Source organism: Streptomyces sp. MB09-02B (assembly GCF_033794485.1).
Taxonomy (GTDB): domain Bacteria; phylum Actinomycetota; class Actinomycetes; order Streptomycetales; family Streptomycetaceae; genus Streptomyces.
The window spans coordinates 13340-28392 of record NZ_JARGEE010000072.1; the positions used below are offsets into that span (position 1 = coordinate 13340).

Annotated in this window: 15 protein-coding genes, 1 pseudogene and 1 riboswitch; of the genes and pseudogenes, 4 read left to right on the forward strand and 12 right to left on the reverse strand. The window is 69.4% G+C overall.

Annotated elements, in window-relative coordinates; all coding sequences use genetic code 11:
- Window positions 1-65 precede the first annotated feature (65 nt).
- Window positions 66-230, reverse strand: coding sequence for a hypothetical protein (locus P1P70_RS13375; RefSeq protein WP_319237046.1), 165 nt, complete (start codon window positions 228-230; stop codon window positions 66-68).
- A 120-nt stretch (window positions 231-350) separates the two neighbouring features.
- On the opposite strand from P1P70_RS13375, the gene P1P70_RS13380 reads away from it, so the two are divergent.
- Window positions 351-977 (forward strand): TetR family transcriptional regulator, encoded by a 627-nt coding sequence (locus P1P70_RS13380; protein ID WP_319237047.1) that lies wholly within the window; start codon window positions 351-353, stop codon window positions 975-977.
- Window positions 978-1052: 75 nt separating this feature from the next.
- Here P1P70_RS13380 and P1P70_RS13385 read toward each other — a convergent pair whose 3' ends face one another.
- From P1P70_RS13385 to P1P70_RS13435, 11 genes are all read right to left on the reverse strand, one after another.
- Window positions 1053-1409 carry a hypothetical protein gene (locus tag P1P70_RS13385; protein WP_319237048.1) on the reverse strand — a complete coding sequence of 119 codons (357 nt, stop codon included), beginning with the start codon at window positions 1407-1409 and terminating at the stop codon, window positions 1053-1055.
- Window positions 1410-1557: 148 nt separating this feature from the next.
- A complete protein-coding gene (locus tag P1P70_RS13390) occupies window positions 1558-2412 on the reverse strand; it encodes a thioesterase family protein (protein WP_319237049.1) in 855 nt (284 codons plus the stop codon).
- 38 nt (window positions 2413-2450) lie between these two features.
- A complete protein-coding gene (locus P1P70_RS13395) occupies window positions 2451-3089 on the reverse strand; it encodes a trimeric intracellular cation channel family protein (protein ID WP_319237050.1) in 639 nt (212 codons plus the stop codon).
- 62 nt (window positions 3090-3151) lie between these two features.
- A complete protein-coding gene (locus P1P70_RS13400; RefSeq protein ID WP_413471465.1) occupies window positions 3152-4459 on the reverse strand; it encodes an ABC transporter ATP-binding protein in 1308 nt (435 codons plus the stop codon).
- Window positions 4456-5550: an ABC transporter ATP-binding protein gene (locus tag P1P70_RS13405; protein ID WP_319237051.1), complete on the reverse strand. Its 1095-nt coding sequence runs from the start codon at window positions 5548-5550 to the stop codon at window positions 4456-4458. The genes P1P70_RS13400 and P1P70_RS13405 overlap by 4 nt, the downstream gene beginning before the upstream one ends.
- Window positions 5547-6554 carry an ABC transporter permease gene (locus P1P70_RS13410; protein ID WP_319237052.1) on the reverse strand — a complete coding sequence of 336 codons (1008 nt, stop codon included), beginning with the start codon at window positions 6552-6554 and terminating at the stop codon, window positions 5547-5549. Before P1P70_RS13410 ends, P1P70_RS13405 begins: the two co-directional genes overlap by 4 nt.
- A 69-nt stretch (window positions 6555-6623) precedes the next feature.
- Window positions 6624-8378: an ABC transporter substrate-binding protein gene (locus P1P70_RS13415; protein WP_319237053.1), complete on the reverse strand. Its 1755-nt coding sequence runs from the start codon at window positions 8376-8378 to the stop codon at window positions 6624-6626.
- Window positions 8379-8435: 57 nt separating this feature from the next.
- Window positions 8436-9434, reverse strand: coding sequence for an ABC transporter permease (locus P1P70_RS13420; protein WP_319237054.1), 999 nt, complete (start codon window positions 9432-9434; stop codon window positions 8436-8438).
- Between the two features lie 576 nt (window positions 9435-10010).
- Entirely contained in the window at window positions 10011-10766 is a 756-nt protein-coding gene (locus tag P1P70_RS13425; RefSeq protein ID WP_319237060.1) for an enhanced serine sensitivity protein SseB C-terminal domain-containing protein, read from the reverse strand.
- A 207-nt stretch (window positions 10767-10973) separates the two neighbouring features.
- Window positions 10974-11750 carry an enhanced serine sensitivity protein SseB gene (locus P1P70_RS13430; RefSeq protein ID WP_319237055.1) on the reverse strand — a complete coding sequence of 259 codons (777 nt, stop codon included), beginning with the start codon at window positions 11748-11750 and terminating at the stop codon, window positions 10974-10976.
- A 74-nt stretch (window positions 11751-11824) separates the two neighbouring features.
- Window positions 11825-12496 (reverse strand): AAA family ATPase, encoded by a 672-nt coding sequence (locus P1P70_RS13435; protein ID WP_319237056.1) that lies wholly within the window; start codon window positions 12494-12496, stop codon window positions 11825-11827.
- Window positions 12497-12713: 217 nt separating this feature from the next.
- Window positions 12714-12812: riboswitch (glycine riboswitch) on the forward strand.
- A 168-nt stretch (window positions 12813-12980) separates the two neighbouring features.
- Between P1P70_RS13435 and gcvT the strand changes: the two genes are divergently transcribed.
- The 3 genes and pseudogenes from gcvT to P1P70_RS13450 form a co-directional block, all read left to right on the forward strand.
- A complete protein-coding gene (gene gcvT / locus P1P70_RS13440; protein WP_319237057.1) occupies window positions 12981-14102 on the forward strand; it encodes a glycine cleavage system aminomethyltransferase GcvT in 1122 nt (373 codons plus the stop codon).
- A 120-nt stretch (window positions 14103-14222) separates the two neighbouring features.
- The gene (gene gcvH, locus P1P70_RS13445) at window positions 14223-14600 is read left to right on the forward strand and encodes a glycine cleavage system protein GcvH (RefSeq protein WP_045562486.1); all 378 of its coding nucleotides are present in this window, start codon (window positions 14223-14225) and stop codon (window positions 14598-14600) included.
- 18 nt (window positions 14601-14618) lie between these two features.
- Window positions 14619-15053 (forward strand): annotated as a pseudogene (locus P1P70_RS13450) (serine hydroxymethyltransferase); the annotation flags it as partial.

Genomic DNA, 15053 nt, shown 5'->3' on the forward strand with positions numbered 1-15053 from the left:
GTCTGCTCCCAACGGGTTCTCGGCGGACGGTCGTTCGGCGGTGCGGTGGCGGTGGCGGTGAACGGTCAGTGCGTGCCGCGGCCGCGACGGGCGTGGCGCTCGCGGTACGCGAAGATCGCCAGCCAGAGGGCGATACCGACGGCCAGGACGGTGGAGACGGTCGGCGGCACATGAGCCACGGTGCCCAGGACGACACCCAGCAGCAGAAGTGCGGCGACGAGGAACAACATCGTGGGAACGCCTCTCGTGACAGTTGGGTGAACGGTTGTGGTTACAGTTGTTCACTGACTCACAAGTCTAGCGCGCACCCCGGCTTTGCAATTACAGAGAACAGTTGTTAACTGCATGGCATGAGTCACACTTTCGGCGTCCGGCAGGTGCAGAAGCAGAAGACGCGGCGGGCGCTCATGGACGCCGCGCTCGCCCTGCTGGAGGAGCAGAGCCTCAGCAGCCTGGGACTCCGCGAGGTCACCCGGGCCGTGGGCGTCGCCCCCACCGCCTTCTACCGCCACTTCCGGTCGACCGCCGACCTCGGTGTCGCGCTGGTCGAGGAGGCGCTCGGCAGTCTGCACCCCGTGCTCGGGGATCTGATGTCGGCGGTGGGCGACAGTGACGAACTCATCGAGCGCGCCGTGGATCTGATCGCCCGCCACGTCGACGGGTACCCCGCACACGTCCGGTTCATCGCGCGCGAACGGCACGGCGGGGTCCAGCCGGTACGGGACGCCATCCAGGGCCAACTGGCCCGGTTCGCCGAGGAGGTGCGCGGTGAGCTGGCCAAACGGCCGGAGACCGCGGGGTGGAGCGACGACGACCGGCTGATGCTCGCGGGCCTGTACGTCGATCAGATGCTGATCACCGCCTCGCTGTTCCTGGAGGCCCAGGAACAGCCGGAGGAGGAGCGCCTGCGGGTGACCCGGCTGGCGGGCCGACGGATGCGGCTGATCAGCATCGGCTGCCGCCACTGGCTGGACTGACACCCCTCCGCGCACGCGCGAGGGAGGGCGCGCCCCGTGCTCGGGGCGCGCCCTCCGTCTTCCGCACTCGGCCGGTCAGCTGTCCTCGGACGCCGATGCCGACGCCTCCTGGCTCGGTGCGCCGCTCGGCGCCCCGCTCGGCACCTGGCCGCCCTGACCCTGACCGCCGCCGGGACCGCCGCAGCCACCACCGTCACCGGGGCCGCCGTTCCGGCTGCCACCGCCCGGCGCACCGCTGGGCGCGCCCGAGGGCTGACCGGAGGGTGCGCCCGAGGGTGCACCCGAGGGCGGCTGACAGCTCTGCCGCCCGTCCGGGTTGCCGCTGTTCGAGGTGGACGACGAGTCGCCGGAGCCGCACGCCACCAGGAAGAGGGGTGCGGCCGCGAGCAGGGCGACGGCGGGGACGAGACGTGCACGCTTCGTGAGAGCCAACTCCTGGAACGACGAGGGAGTTCGAGAGCGGCATCGAATCAACGCGGTCTGGGGGTCTCTCGGGTCCGCGCTGTGCCCTCCCTGTGCGAACGGCAAAGCGAACGGCAAAGCGATCACCAACGCCCTTCGACGACCGGCACCCGGCGCCTCAGTCCGACAGCCTGGCCCTCGCCAACTGCCGCGACTGGGCGACCAGTCGGTCCGCGCTGTCCCAGACCTCGGCGTCCTCCTCCAGGAAACCTCCGGCGAGATTGCGCGTGGTGATGGCGACCCGGAGCGGTCCCGGCGCCGGGCGGCACCGGATGTGCGCGGTCAGCTCGACCGTCGGGACCCAGCCCTTCAGACCCATCTCGAAGGCGGTCGGCGGCAGCGCGTCCACCGCGAGGAGCAGGGAGAACGGGTCGGCGTCGCGGCCGTCGGCGAGCCCGAACCAGGACCGCATCTCGCCCTTGCCGGAGGGCGCGCCCAGGGCCCAGCCCAGCGTCGCGGGGTCGAGCTTCAGGAACAGCCGGTCGGCGATGGCGGAGCCGCCGGGCACGGGGCCGGGAGCGTCCTGCGGGCCGAAGCACTGCTCGATCGGCGGGATCGCGGGCGGCTTCGCCGTCGTCCGGACGTCGTCCGGGAGGGAGTCCAGGTCGCCGTAGGAGGCGAGGACGCGTATCCGCTCGATCTCGCGGCCCTCGTCGTCGTACTGGAAGAGGGATGCCTGGCCGGTCGACAGGGTCCGGCCGGTGCGGACGACGTCCGTGCGGACGACCGCGGGGCCGGGCTGGGACGCGGTCAGGTAGTACGCGGAGATCGTGAACGGGTCGTCGTGCGGGAGCGCGTCGGCGAGAGCGCGACCGAGGACGGCCAGGAGATAGCCGCCGTTGACGGCGCCGATGATCGTCCAGCCGGCGGAGAGGTCGATGTCGTAGACGCCGGGCGCCCGCCGGGTGACCTCGGTGTCCCGGTCGAACTCGCTGTCGCCGACGGTGGCCTGTACGGAAGCTGCTTCGGGCATGGATGAACCGTACATCAGCTCATTACTAAGCGGTAGCTTTATGCCTCACCCTCGACCGCCGACGACCGCCGGTTCCACGCCCGCGGGGCCCGCCAGTGGTAGCGCATCGCCAGCAGCCGCAGGACGAAGGCCGTGATCGCGGCGAGGGCGGAGGTGACGGGGGTCAGGGCGTCCTGGCTGATGCACAGGACGACCAGCCCGGCGCCGACCATCGCGGGCACGGCGTACAGGTCGCGGTCCCAGCGCAGCAGGGAGGGCACCTCGTTGGCGAGGACGTCCCGCAGCACACCGCCGCCGACCGCCGTGGCGAGGCCGAGGGTGGCGGAGGCGGTCAGGCCGAGCCCGTAGTCGTATGCCTTCGTCGTGCCCGCGACGCAGAAGAGGCCGAGGCCGGCCGCGTCGAAGACGTTCACGCCCGTCTGGATGCGCTCCACGTGCGGATGCAGGAAGAAGACGAGGAGGGCGGCGAGCAGCGGAGTGAGGAAGTAGCCGAGGTCGGTGAAGGCGGCCGGCGGCACGGCGCCGATGATCAGGTCTCGGAACAGGCCGCCGCCGAGCGCGGTGACCTCGGCGAGGACGGCGATGCCGAAGATGTCGAAGTTCTTGCGGACGGCCAGCAGCGCGCCGGAGATGGCGAAGACGAAGATGCCGATCAGGTCGAGCGGGTACGGGGACACCCGTACATTCTGCCTCGCAAACAGGTGTGCGCCTTGCAATACAAGGCGCACACCGTCTGGCGTCAGTCTTTACCGGGCTTCGTGGGTCCTTCGGGCTCCTTGGGCGCTTCCGGTTCCTTGGGCGCTTCCGGCTCCTGGGGAACCTCGGGCTCCTCCGGTTCCTCCGGTTCCTCCGGTTCCTCCGGCTCCTCCGGCCGCTCGGGGACCTCCGGTGCCTGCGGTGCAGCCGGCGCCTCCGCCTTCTTCACCGCGTCCGGCACCAGCTCCCCCGCCTCCTTCGCGGCCGTCAGCAGGACGACGTCCTGCGGCTGCTGGTCCTCGAAGTTCTCCGGGTGGTGGCAGGCGACCCGCTGGCCCGGCTTCAGCTCGGCGAGCGGCGGCTCGGTGGTCTTGCAGACCTGGGTGGCCTTCCAGCAGCGGGTGTGGAAGCGGCATCCGCTCGGCGGCGCGATCGGCGAGGGCACGTCGCCCTTGAGCAGGATGCGCTCGCTCTTGGCTCCCCGACGCGACGGGTCCGGGATCGGCACGGCCGACAGCAGCGCCTTGGTGTACGGGTGCATCGGCGCCGCGTACAGCGAGTCCCGGTCGGCGAGTTCGACGATCTTGCCGAGGTACATCACCGCGATGCGGTCGGAGACATGGCGGACGACGGAGAGGTCGTGCGCGATGATCACGTACGTCAGGCCGAGCTCGTCCTGGAGGTCGTCCATCAGGTTGACGACCTGGGCCTGGATCGACACGTCGAGCGCCGAGACCGGCTCGTCCGCGACGACCATCCGGGGCTTGAGGGCGAGCGCGCGGGCGATGCCGATGCGCTGGCGCTGGCCGCCGGAGAATTCGTGCGGGTAGCGGTTGTAGTGCTCGGGGCTCAGGCCCACCAGCTCCAGGAGGCGCTGGACCTCCTTCTTCACCCCGCCCTCGGGCTCCACGCCCTGCAGCTTGAAGGGCGCCGAGACGATGGTGCCGATGGTGTGCCGGGGGTTCAGCGAACCGTACGGGTCCTGGAAGATCATCTGGATGTCGCGGCGCAGCGGGCGCATGCCGGCGGTCTTCAGGTGCGTGATGTCCGTACCGTCGAACTCGACCTTCCCACCGGAGGGTTCGAGGAGGCGGGTGATGAGCCGGCCCATGGTCGACTTGCCGCAGCCGGACTCGCCCACCACGCCGAGGGTCTCGCCCCGGCGGACCTCGAAGTCGATGCCGTCGACGGCCTTGACCGCCCCGACCTGCCGCTGGAGCAGGCCCTTCTTGATGGGGAAGTGCTTGACCAGGCCCTCGACCCTGAGCAGCGGTTTCTCGTCGGCGTCGGCGCGCGGGGCCGGCACGGCGGCCCCGCTCCCGGTCTTGGCCCCGGTCTCAGTCTCACTCACAGCTTCGGCGCAATCTCTTCGGTCCAGATCCGCGTGCGGTCCTCCTGCGAGAGGTGGCAGGCGGTGAAGTGCCGGCCGCCGACCTCGCGCAAGTCGGGGCGCTCGGTGCGGGTGACATTGTCCTTGGGGACGTCCGCGTAGGGACAGCGCGGGTTGAAGGCGCAGCCCGAGGGGACGTTGATGAGGCTCGGCGGCTGGCCCTTGACCGGGATGAGCCGGTCGGTCTGGGCGCGGTCGATACGCGGCATCGAACCGAGCAGGCCCCAGGTGTAGGGGTGCTGGGGCTGGTGGAAGATGTCGTCGACCGGACCGCGCTCCACACAGCGCCCGCCGTACATCACGAGGATGTCGTCGGCGATCTCGGCGACCACGCCGAGGTCGTGCGTGATGATGATGACCGCCGAGCCGAACTCCTTCTGCAGGTCCCGGATCAGGTCGAGGATCTGCGCCTGCACGGTCACGTCGAGCGCGGTGGTGGGCTCGTCGGCGATCAGCAGTTCCGGGTTGTTGACCAGGGCCATGGCGATCATGGCGCGCTGGCGCATACCGCCGGAGAACTCGTGCGGGTAGCCGTCGACCCGCTTGTGGGGCTCCGGGATGCCGACGCGGTCGAGGAGTTCGATGGCGCGCTTGCGGGCGACCTTCTTGCTGACGTCGTGGTGGACGCGGTACGCCTCCACGATCTGGCTGCCGACCTTGTAGTACGGGTGCATCGCGGACAGCGGGTCCTGGAAGATCATCGCCATGTCGCGGCCGCGCAGCCGGCGCACCTCGTCGGGGCTCGCCCCGACGAGCTCCTTGCCGTCGAGCCAGATCTCGCCGGACATCCGCACGTTCTTGCCGCGCGCGCCGAGACGGTGCAGGCCCATGATCGCGAGCGAGGTCACCGACTTGCCGGAGCCGGACTCGCCCACGATGCCGAGGGTCCTGCCCTTCTCCAGCTGGAAGGAGAGGCCGTCGACGGACTTGACCACGCCGTCGTCGGTGGGGAAGTGCACTTTGAGGTCGCGCACCTCGAGGAACGCCTCGGGGGCGTCCCCGGCGCGTGCGGGCTCGCCGACGGCGGCCCCGGTCTTGGACAGTTCGGTCACGAGAGCCTCACCCGCGGGTCGATCGTGGCGTACAGCAGGTCCACCACAAGGTTCATGAAGACGACGAAGAACGCCGCGAGCAGGGTCACCCCGAGGATCGGGGGCAGGTCGTTGGCGCTGATCGACTGGACCGCGTACTCACCGATGCCGTGCAGGGAGAAGACGGTCTCGGTGATGAGGGCACCGCCGAGGAGCAGGCCGACGTCCATGCCGAAGACGGTCACCAGCGGGGTCAGCGCGGCCCGCAGACCGTGCTTGACGACCACGTTGCGCTCCCGCAGGCCCTTGGCACGCGCGGTGCGGATGTAGTCCTCGTTCATCGTCTCCAGCATGCCCGAGCGGGTGAGCCGGGCGTAGATGGCCGAGTACAGGAGCGCCAGGGAACACCAGGGCAGGAAGAGGGTGTTGGCCCACTGCGAGGGGTTCTCGGTGAAGGGGACGTAGGTCCTGCCGAAGATCTCCAGCTGGTAGCTGAACAGCAGCAGGGCCAGCTGACCGGTGAAGAACATGGGCAGGGAGACGCCCGCGAGGGCCACGCCCATGGCGGCCCGGTCGAAGATCGACCCGGGCTTGAGGGCCGAGATGACACCGGCCGCGATACCGCCCAGCAGCCACAGCACGGCGGCACCGGACGCGAGCGAGATGGTCACCGGCAGGCGGCTGGTGAGCTGCGGCCAGACCTCCAGGTGGTCCTTGAAGGAGTAGCCGAAGCAGGGCGCGTCGCAGCGGACCGTGGTGGGTCCGAGGTCGTACGTGGCACCGGAGACGATCCCCTTGAGGAAGTTCCAGTACTGCTCGTAGACCGGCTGGTCCAGACCCAGGTTCCGCTTGACCGCCGCGATGTCCTCGGGCGTGGGGTTCTTGCCGATGTACTGCTGTGCCAGCTGGTCGATGCTCTGCCCGGCGAGCTTCGGCAGGATGAAGAAGATGCCGAAGGTGACCGCGGTGACGACGAGCAGCAGGATCACCGCCGCGATCGTCCGGCGGATGATGTACGAGATCACGAGGACCGGCGCCGGCGCCCGCGGGTGTGCTCACCCGCGGGCGCCAATGCCTTCACCTGCCTTCCGGGGCTACTTCTTCTCCGTGGTACCGATGTTGAGGTAGTCGTACTGACCGCTGAAGGCCGCGGACGACACCAGGTTGGTGGCGTTCGGCGAGCGGTACAGCAGGACCTTGAAGTAGGTCAGCGGGACGATGGCGGCCTGCTCCATGACCTTCTTGTCGACCTCGGTGTACGCGGCGGTGCGGGCGGCCTCGTCGGTGTTGCCGATCGCGTCGTCGAGCAGCTTGTTGATCGCCGGGTCGTCCAGCTCGGACAGGTTGGTGTTGCCGGACTGGCCGATGGCCTTGCCGTGCACGATCTGCTGCAGGAAGCCGTAGCCGGTGGGCCAGTCGGCGCCCCACTGCATCATGATCAGGCCGATGTCGTTCTTCTTGTTGAACGTCGGCACACCCGCGTAGTCGGAGAAGTACTTGCCCGACGGGTACTGCTTGATGTCGGCCTGGATGCCGACCTTCTTCAGCGCCTCGACGATCGCGGTGGCCGCGTCGACCTCGCCCTGACGGTCGGTGCGGGCGGAGATGGAGGTCTTGAAGCCGCCCTCCTTGCCGCAGGCCTTCAGGTGCTCCTTGGCCTTGGCGACGTCACCCTTGTTGTCCGGGGTGGCGTACATGTCGGCCTTCTCGTAGCCCGAGACGTCCGTGGGCAGGACGGTGGAGGCGATGTCACCGCGGTACGGGCCGCCCATCGCGGTCTGCACGGCGACCTTGTCGATCGCGTACTCCACGGCCTTGCGGCACTCGACGTTGTCGAACGGCGCCACCTTGGTGTTGATGGCCGTGTAGACAAGACGGCCGCCGGGCGTGTTGTCCGTGTTGGCGAGCTGGTCCTTGTCCTTCAGGATCTGCGCCTGCGTCTGCTGGTCGACACCGGTGCCCTGGATGTCGATCATGGTGTCGCCGGCCATCACGTCCTTGTCGATGGTGGCCTTGTTGACCTTCAGGTTCACCACGATCTTGTCCGGGTACTGCTTGCGCAGCGGGTCCGTCTTGGCGTCCCACTGGTCGTTGCGCACGAGGACTATCTGCTTGCCCTCCTCGTACTTCTCGAACTTGTACGAGCCGGTGGAGACGACCTTCTTGGTGTAGTCGACGCCGGTGTCCTTGTCCCGGGGCACCGGAGCCGTCTGCGGCATGGTGGCCAGGTAGTCGAACTCGGAGAACGGCTTGTTCAGCTTGAAGACGATGGTCTGGTCGTCCGGGGTCTCGATGGACGAGATGCCCTTGTCGCTCTTGTCCTTGTAGGGACCCTTGTACTTCTTCGGGTCGTTCAGCATCTGCTGGAAGTAGTTCGGACCGAGCGAGAGCACGTCACGCGCGAAGTTCGAGCGCTCCACGGCGTACTTGACGTCCTTGGACGTGACCGGGGTGCCGTCCTCGTACTTGACGCCCTGACGGATCTTGTACGTCCAGGTCTTGCCACCGTCGCTGGGCGTGCCCTTGCCCTCGGCGAGGTCCGGGACGATCTCGTTGCCCGCCTCACCGGCGGCCGGCTTGAACGTCATCAGCGGACGCGCGTAGAGACGGCTGAAGTTGAAGCCGTACGCGTAGTACATGTTGCCCGGGTCGAGGGACTCCGGGGCGTCGGAGCTGGCGTACGTGACCGTGCCGCCCTTGTGGGTGGACTCGTTGACGACACCCTTGGTCGCGGCGTTGGCGCCGGCGCCCTTGGGGGTGTCCGTGCCGTCATCCGCCTTGCTGCAGGCGGACAGGAGCAGACCGGCGGCGCTCGCAACCGCGACCGCGGCCATTGCTGACCTTCGCATGATGGTCGGTTTCCCCTTCGTAGTTGGACAGTTGTGTGGGACGACAGACCGCAGACGTCAGCGGCTGCGGGGGTCGAGGGCGTCCCGGAGGCCGTCACCGAGGAGGTTGAAGGCCAGCACCGTGATGAAGATCGCGAGGCCGGGAACGATCATGTACTGCGGGTCGACCTCGAAGAAGTCGACGGCCTGGTTGAGCATGCCGCCCCAGGAGGCCTGCGGCGGCTGGATCCCGACCCCGAGGAAGCTGAGCGACGCCTCGAAGATGATGTTGGTCGGGATGAGCAGGGTCGAGTAGACGATGATCGGCGCGACGAGGTTGGGCAGCAGTTCCTTGAACAGGACGTACGGGCCGCCCGCCCCCATCCCGCGCGAGGCGTCGATGAACTCCCGCTCGCGCAGCGCCAGGGTCTGACCGCGCACGATGCGTCCCATGTACGGCCAGTTGAAGAAGCCGATGACGAAGATCAGCACCGTGATGTGCAGCGGCAGTCCTTCGAGGCCGAAGGCGCCGCCCTGGAGCGTGGCGGAGATGGCGATGGCGAAGAGCAGCAGCGGGAACGCGAGGAACGTGTCCATCAGCCGGCTCACGATCGTGTCGACCCGGCCGCCGTAGTAGCCGGCGACCAGGCCGAGCACCACACCGATGGCGTTGGACAGGATCGTCGCGCCGAAGGCCACCACCAGCGAGACCCAGGAGCCCTCCAGGATGCGGGCGAGGATGTCGCGGCCGAACTTCGGCTCGACGCCGAGCGGGTGGTCCCAGCTCATCCCGCCGAAGTCGCCCTTGGGGAGGGAGGTGTTGGGGTCGATCAGGTCCTGGTTGAACGCGTTGGGGTCGAGGCCCAGCATCGACTGCAACGGCCGGGAGAGGGCTGCGATCAGGATCAGCAGGACGACGATGATGCCGCCGGCGACCGCCACCTTGTCGCGCTTGAAGCGGGTCCAGGCGATCTGGCCGAGGGAACGGCCCTCGATCTTCTTGGCCTCGACACCTTCCAGCACGGCTTCGGGCTGAGCGTCGGTCTGCGCCCCAGTGGTCTCGATCGGTGCGGTCACAGTGACCCGACCCTCCTCGCCGGCGGTAACCGGCCTACACCCGCCGCGGATTACGGCTTTGTCGACTTTCCATCGATCACGGGATCCGTCGATCCCGCGTCTGACGTGGGGGAGTCTTCAACGTCGCCGCGATCACCCGCCAGGCCTGGCGAAGAAAGTATGCACAACCGTGATGCGGCGCCGGGGATTCCGTTATCCGAACAGCGGGTAACGCCCCTCGGACGCGGGCCAGTTGGGACGTAACGGACAGAGTGCCAGCATTCACAACTATCCGTCGTCATCTACGCGCGAAGAATGGATCGAGGAGAAGTCCGCGTCCAGCTGCCGGAGGACGCGTCCGAGTCACCCCGGGTGGACCCCGAGGGCACACCGGCAGACCTCGAGGGCACACCGGCCGGCCGCCCACTATTCACCTGTGCAAACTCAAGGGTCCTTTGGGGGAATCGAGTCTTTCGAGCCAGGTGCTCGCACCGGTACTTCGTGGGAGCGCGGACGGCCGCACGCCCGAGCGGAGAACAAATGCGGGAAACGGTGCGCGAGCGAACGTGGTTCCTGTTCGGTCGAGGCCCCGGCGGGTCAGTACGACGGGGGGCCCGGGTAGCCGTACCCGGCCGCCGGGGCCTGGGCCGGGGCCGGGGCGTGTGCCTCGCGGTCGTAGAAGGGGCGCGCGCCCGCGCGCAGCCACATGGCTACCGGGTCGTACTCGTCGGACATGGCGACGGTGGAGACGGGCAGACCGTCCGGGACCGCGCCGATGGACTGCTGCATCATCGCCCGCACCGAGTCGACGGCCGGCGGCGAGGTGTCGTACACGTCGAGGCCGATGGCCAGGTACGGCGCGCCGAGCGCGGGCTGCACCCAGGCGCGGCGCAACGCGCGCACGGCGGGCGTGCGGTGGGCGTTCTGCGTCAGCAGGGCGTAGAACTGCGGGATCTCGATGGCCGGTTCGGACAGTCTGAGGGGGCCGGCGGGCTGCCGCTCCAGGCCGGTGGCGATCCGGCGCAGGTCGAGCCAGGGGATGCCGACGCCGCCGCCCGGGGCGTGCGGGTTGAGCCAGAGGCCGTAGTGGTCGGGGTAGAGGGTGCGGGCCACGTCGAGGCCGTCGACCACCTCGTAACTGCGGTTCCAGCCACTGGCGGAGAGCTCCTGGGCGGAGGTCACGCACGGGGCGTAGTTGAACCCGTCGACCTCCATGTTCCCGTACTGGGCGTCCGGGGAGCCGGCCTGGCCGTGCCAGAGCAGCATCCAGATCTGCCCGGAGGACGAGGTGGCCAGGGCACGCAGCAGCGCCTCGTAGGCGTCGTAACGCCCGGGCGTCACCTGGCGCAGCATGTGCTCGACCTGGCCGCTGCCGCTCACGTTGGCCGCCCTTCAGTGTTGGACCTTGGTTTTAGGAACAGCTTAGGTGGTGGACAGGTCGAGCCGGTCAGGGCTCGGGGGTTGTGGTGCATCGCGGGCCGCGGGTGCGTCGTGGCTGGTCGCGCCCGCGCGGCGGAGCCGCGCAGGGACACCGCCCCGCGCCCCTTCGGGGCTCGGTGGTCAGTAGCCCTGTTGGTGGAACGGCCGTACCTTTTCGCGGAGCCAGTCGCCCACCGGGTCCTGGGTCACGTCCAGGAACACCATGTTGACCGGCCAGGGGACGGGAGCCTTGGTGAGGGCCCGGCCGAGGGCGGCGAGGGGGAGGGAGCGGTCGGCCTCCCAGGAGACCAGTTCGACGCCGATGAACATCACGGGGTCGGCGGTCTCGATGGTGGCGAGGCAGCGGCGGGCGGAGAGGACGACTCCGGTGCCGGCGAACTCGGCGGAGGCCGCGGCCAGGAAGTCCACCGGGTCGTCCTGCCAGTCCGGTTCGAAGAGGCGGACCCGGGCGCCGCTCGCCGATCCGTCCAGCGGGGTCCGCCCGGCCCGGCACAGCTCGGCCACGGCGGGCGGCGGCAGCGGGATGCCCACGACACCGTCGGGGTTCAGGGCGAGCCCGATCTGCGGGGGCAGGCCGCGCGCGAACTCGACGGCCGGGGCGATCGTGTACGACATGTGGTTGCCGACGACCTGGCGGAACTGCTCCTCGGAGCTGAAGACGGGCACGTACGCCTGCCCGTCGAACTCCATGGTCGGCAGGTCGAGCTGACCGCTCCGCGGGCCGCCGCCCTCCGGCAGCGGCACCCAGACGAAGCTGCGGGCCAGCACCTCCACGATCCGTGCCCCGGCCTGGGGCACCCCGAGCGAGGCGGACAGCACCTCCTCCAGCTCGTTGCCGGGCCATCCGCCGTGCCCATGGGGATACGCCTGTGCCGGGAAGTCCGCCGGGAAGTCCATCTGCTGCCTACCGCTTTGCTCCGTGATGCTGTTGTCCCTGCACCTTAATTGCTCCCGGGACGGGGGCGCGCCCCTCAGGAGCGCGGGAAGTCGATCCGCTTCAGGACGTCGGCGGCGGCCCGGTCGATGAGAACGGCCGCCCCGCACCCCTGGGGCAGTCTCCCCTTCTCCACCGCCCGCAGCAGCCGGGTCATCGCCTCCCGGTGCCGGGCGAACGCGTACCGGGAGACCCCCCGGCCCCGCTCCCGCTGTCCGTCCCGGGCCTCACCGGGAGTGACGTCGAGCAACAGCAGGTGCAGCGTGCCGCCCCGGCGACGGGCCTCGCGGGCGAGCCAGCTGCGCACCCACGCCTGCGTCCCGCAGTCGTGCACGACGACGCCCTCCCCCGAGCGGAGGGCGCGTCGCAGCCCCGCGTAGTGCGCGAGGCGCACGAAGGGGCGGTAGACCGCGTACGGCAGATGAGGGGCGAAGCGGGCGTCGAAGCGGTCGCGGGTGTCCTGCGAGTCGATGCGGGTGCCGGGCACGGCCCGCCGCATCAGGGTCGACTTGCCGCTGCCGGGGAGGCCGGTGACGACCACCAGGTCGTCCGGCCCGAAGGACAGCTCGTGGGGACTGCGCCCGGAACGCTCCCGGAGGTCGCGGACGACCGCCCTCGGGAACGGGCCGCACGCCGCACCGGCCGGGGCGACGGGCTGCTTGGGCACCGCGATGCCCGAGGTCGTCGCGTACGCCGTGGTCCTGTTCACCGTGATCGTCCTCCCCAGGGGATGGAGGTCCCATCCCCACAGACTGTAAAGAGAAGGTAATGCCCGATCCCTCCTGGTTCAGTCCTCGTACTGCCACAAGAGTGCTACGGACCGCTGTGTCTGTCTGTGCTGCGTCGTCCCCCACCTGTGAAAGGTCCCCCTGCCGCCCCGCGTCGATGCGTGCAATGATGTCCGCGCCAACTGCATACCGGCCGCTTGAACCCGCGCGGGAGAGCTCTCAGCAGTCGATCGCTGGGGCGCCGAAGGAGCAAGTCCCTCCCTTGAATCTCTCAGGCCCAGATACCGCGTGGGCGAGGCACATCTGAAAAGCGGGCCGTACCTCTCTTCCGCAGGGGGCGGCTCCACCCACGGTGCAAGTCACGACCACCGGTACGTACGGTCGTGGTGAACCTCTCAGGTTCCGATGACAGATGGGGAGGACTTTCCTCGCCTGTCGCCTGTCATGCCCTGGGAGCAGAAACCGATGAGCAGCAGCCCCACCACCGGACCGCGCCGTACCGCGCTCGATGCCCTGCACCGCTCGCTCGGCGCGACGATGACCGACTTCGCGGGCTGGGACATGCCCCTGCGCTACGGTTCCGAGCGCGACGAGCACCTCGCCGTCCGTACGAAGGCCGGCCTCTTCGACCTCTCCCACATGGGCGAGATCACCGTCACCGGCCCGCAGGCCGCGGCCCTGCTGAACTACGCCCTCGTGGGCAACATCGGGAGCGTCGGCGTCGGTCGTGCCCGCTACACCATGATCTGCCGCGAGGACGGCGGCATCCTCGACGACCTGATCGTCTACCGCCTGGGTGAGACCGAGTACCTGGTCGTCGCGAACGCCTCCAACGCCCAGGTGGTCCTGGACGCGCTCGTCGAACGTTCTGCCGGGTTCGACGCCGAAGTGCGCGACGACCGGGACGCCTATGCGCTGCTGGCCGTGCAGGGCCCCGAGTCGCCCGGCATCCTGGCCTCCCTCACCGACGCCGACCTCGACGGCCTGAAGTACTACGCGGGCCTGCCCGGCACGGTCGCCGGGGTTCCCGCGCTGATCGCCCGTACGGGGTACACCGGCGAGGACGGCTTCGAGCTGTTCGTGAAGCCGGAGCACGCGGTCGAGCTGTGGCAGGCGCTGACCAAGGCGGGCGAGGGCGTCGGCCTGGTGCCCTGCGGGCTGTCCTGCCGGGACACGCTTCGCCTGGAGGCGGGCATGCCGCTGTACGGGCATGAGCTCTCCACGGCGCTGACCCCCTACGACGCGGGCCTCGGGCGGGTGGTGAAGTACGACAAGGGCGACTTCGTGGGCCGCGCGGCCCTGCGCGAGGCCGCCGAGAACGCCAACCACGAGCCGCCCGTCCTCGTCGGCCTGATCGCCGAGGGCCGGCGTGTCCCCCGCGCCGGGTACCCCGTGGTCGCCGAGGGCAAGGTGGTCGGCGAGGTCACCTCCGGCGCTCCCTCTCCCACGCTGGGCCGGCCGATCGCGATGGCGTACGTCGACGCCATGTACGCCGCGCCGGGCACCCCCGGGGTCGGCGTGGACATTCGGGGCAGCCACGAGCCGTACGAGGTCGTGGCGCTGCCGTTCTACAAGCGCCAGAAGTAGACACTGGGCGCGAGGTCGCCCGCCCCCGCGCGTGACACTGGGCACATTCGCGCTGCTCAACAGCGGTTTCAGCAGTCCCCCCTTCATCACCACTCCCTCGCGTACAGGAGAATTCAGGCCATGAGCAACCCCCAGCAGCTGCGCTACAGCAAGGAGCACGAGTGGCTGTCGGTCGCCGAGGACGGCGTCTCGACGGTCGGCATCACGGAGTTCGCGGCGAACGCGCTCGGCGATGTCGTCTACGCCCAGCTCCCCGAGGTGGGCTCCACGGTGACCGCGGGCGAGACCTGTGGCGAACTGGAGTCCACGAAGTCGGTCAGCGACCTGTACTCGCCGGTCTCCGGTGAGATCACCGAGATCAACGAGGACGTGGTGAGCGACCCGTCGCTGGTGAACACCGCCCCGTTCGAGGGCGGGTGGCTGTTCAAGGTACGCGTCGCGGAGGAGCCGGACGACCTGCTCTCCGCCGACGAGTACGTCGCCCACACCGCCGGCTGAGAAGACGAGGTCGTACGCATGTCGCTTCTGAACACACCCCTGCACGAGCTGGATCCGGACGTCGCCGCCGCCGTCGACGCCGAGCTGAACCGCCAGCAGTCCACCCTGGAGATGATCGCCTCGGAGAACTTCGCTCCGGTGGCGGTCATGGAGGCGCAGGGCTCGGTCCTCACCAACAAGTACGCCGAGGGCTACCCGGGCCGCCGCTACTACGGCGGCTGCGAGCACGTCGACGTCGCCGAGCAGATCGCCATCGACCGGGTGAAGGACCTCTTCGGCGCCGAGTACGCCAACGTCCAGCCGCACTCGGGTGCCTCCGCCAACCAGGCGGCCCTGTTCGCCCTGGCCCAGCCCGGGGACACCATCCTCGGGCTGGACCTGGCGCACGGCGGCCACCTCACCCACGGGATGCGGCTGAACTTCTCGGGCAAGCAGTTCGAGGTCGTCGCCTAC

Bases quoted from the DNA above. Each gene is read 5' to 3' on its own strand.
- P1P70_RS13375 (WP_319237046.1), bottom strand. From the start codon at position 230: ATGTTGTTCCTCGTCGCCGCACTTCTGCTGCTGGGTGTCGTCCTGGGC.
- P1P70_RS13380 (WP_319237047.1), top strand. From the start codon at position 351: ATGAGTCACACTTTCGGCGTCCGGCAGGTGCAGAAGCAGAAGACGCGG.
- P1P70_RS13390 (WP_319237049.1), bottom strand. From the start codon at position 2,412: ATGCCCGAAGCAGCTTCCGTACAGGCCACCGTCGGCGACAGCGAGTTC.
- P1P70_RS13415 (WP_319237053.1), bottom strand. From the start codon at position 8,378: ATGCGAAGGTCAGCAATGGCCGCGGTCGCGGTTGCGAGCGCCGCCGGT.
- P1P70_RS13425 (WP_319237060.1), bottom strand. From the start codon at position 10,766: ATGCTGCGCCAGGTGACGCCCGGGCGTTACGACGCCTACGAGGCGCTG.
- P1P70_RS13430 (WP_319237055.1), bottom strand. From the start codon at position 11,750: ATGGACTTCCCGGCGGACTTCCCGGCACAGGCGTATCCCCATGGGCAC.
- gcvT (WP_319237057.1), top strand. From the start codon at position 12,981: ATGAGCAGCAGCCCCACCACCGGACCGCGCCGTACCGCGCTCGATGCC.
- gcvH (WP_045562486.1), top strand. From the start codon at position 14,223: ATGAGCAACCCCCAGCAGCTGCGCTACAGCAAGGAGCACGAGTGGCTG.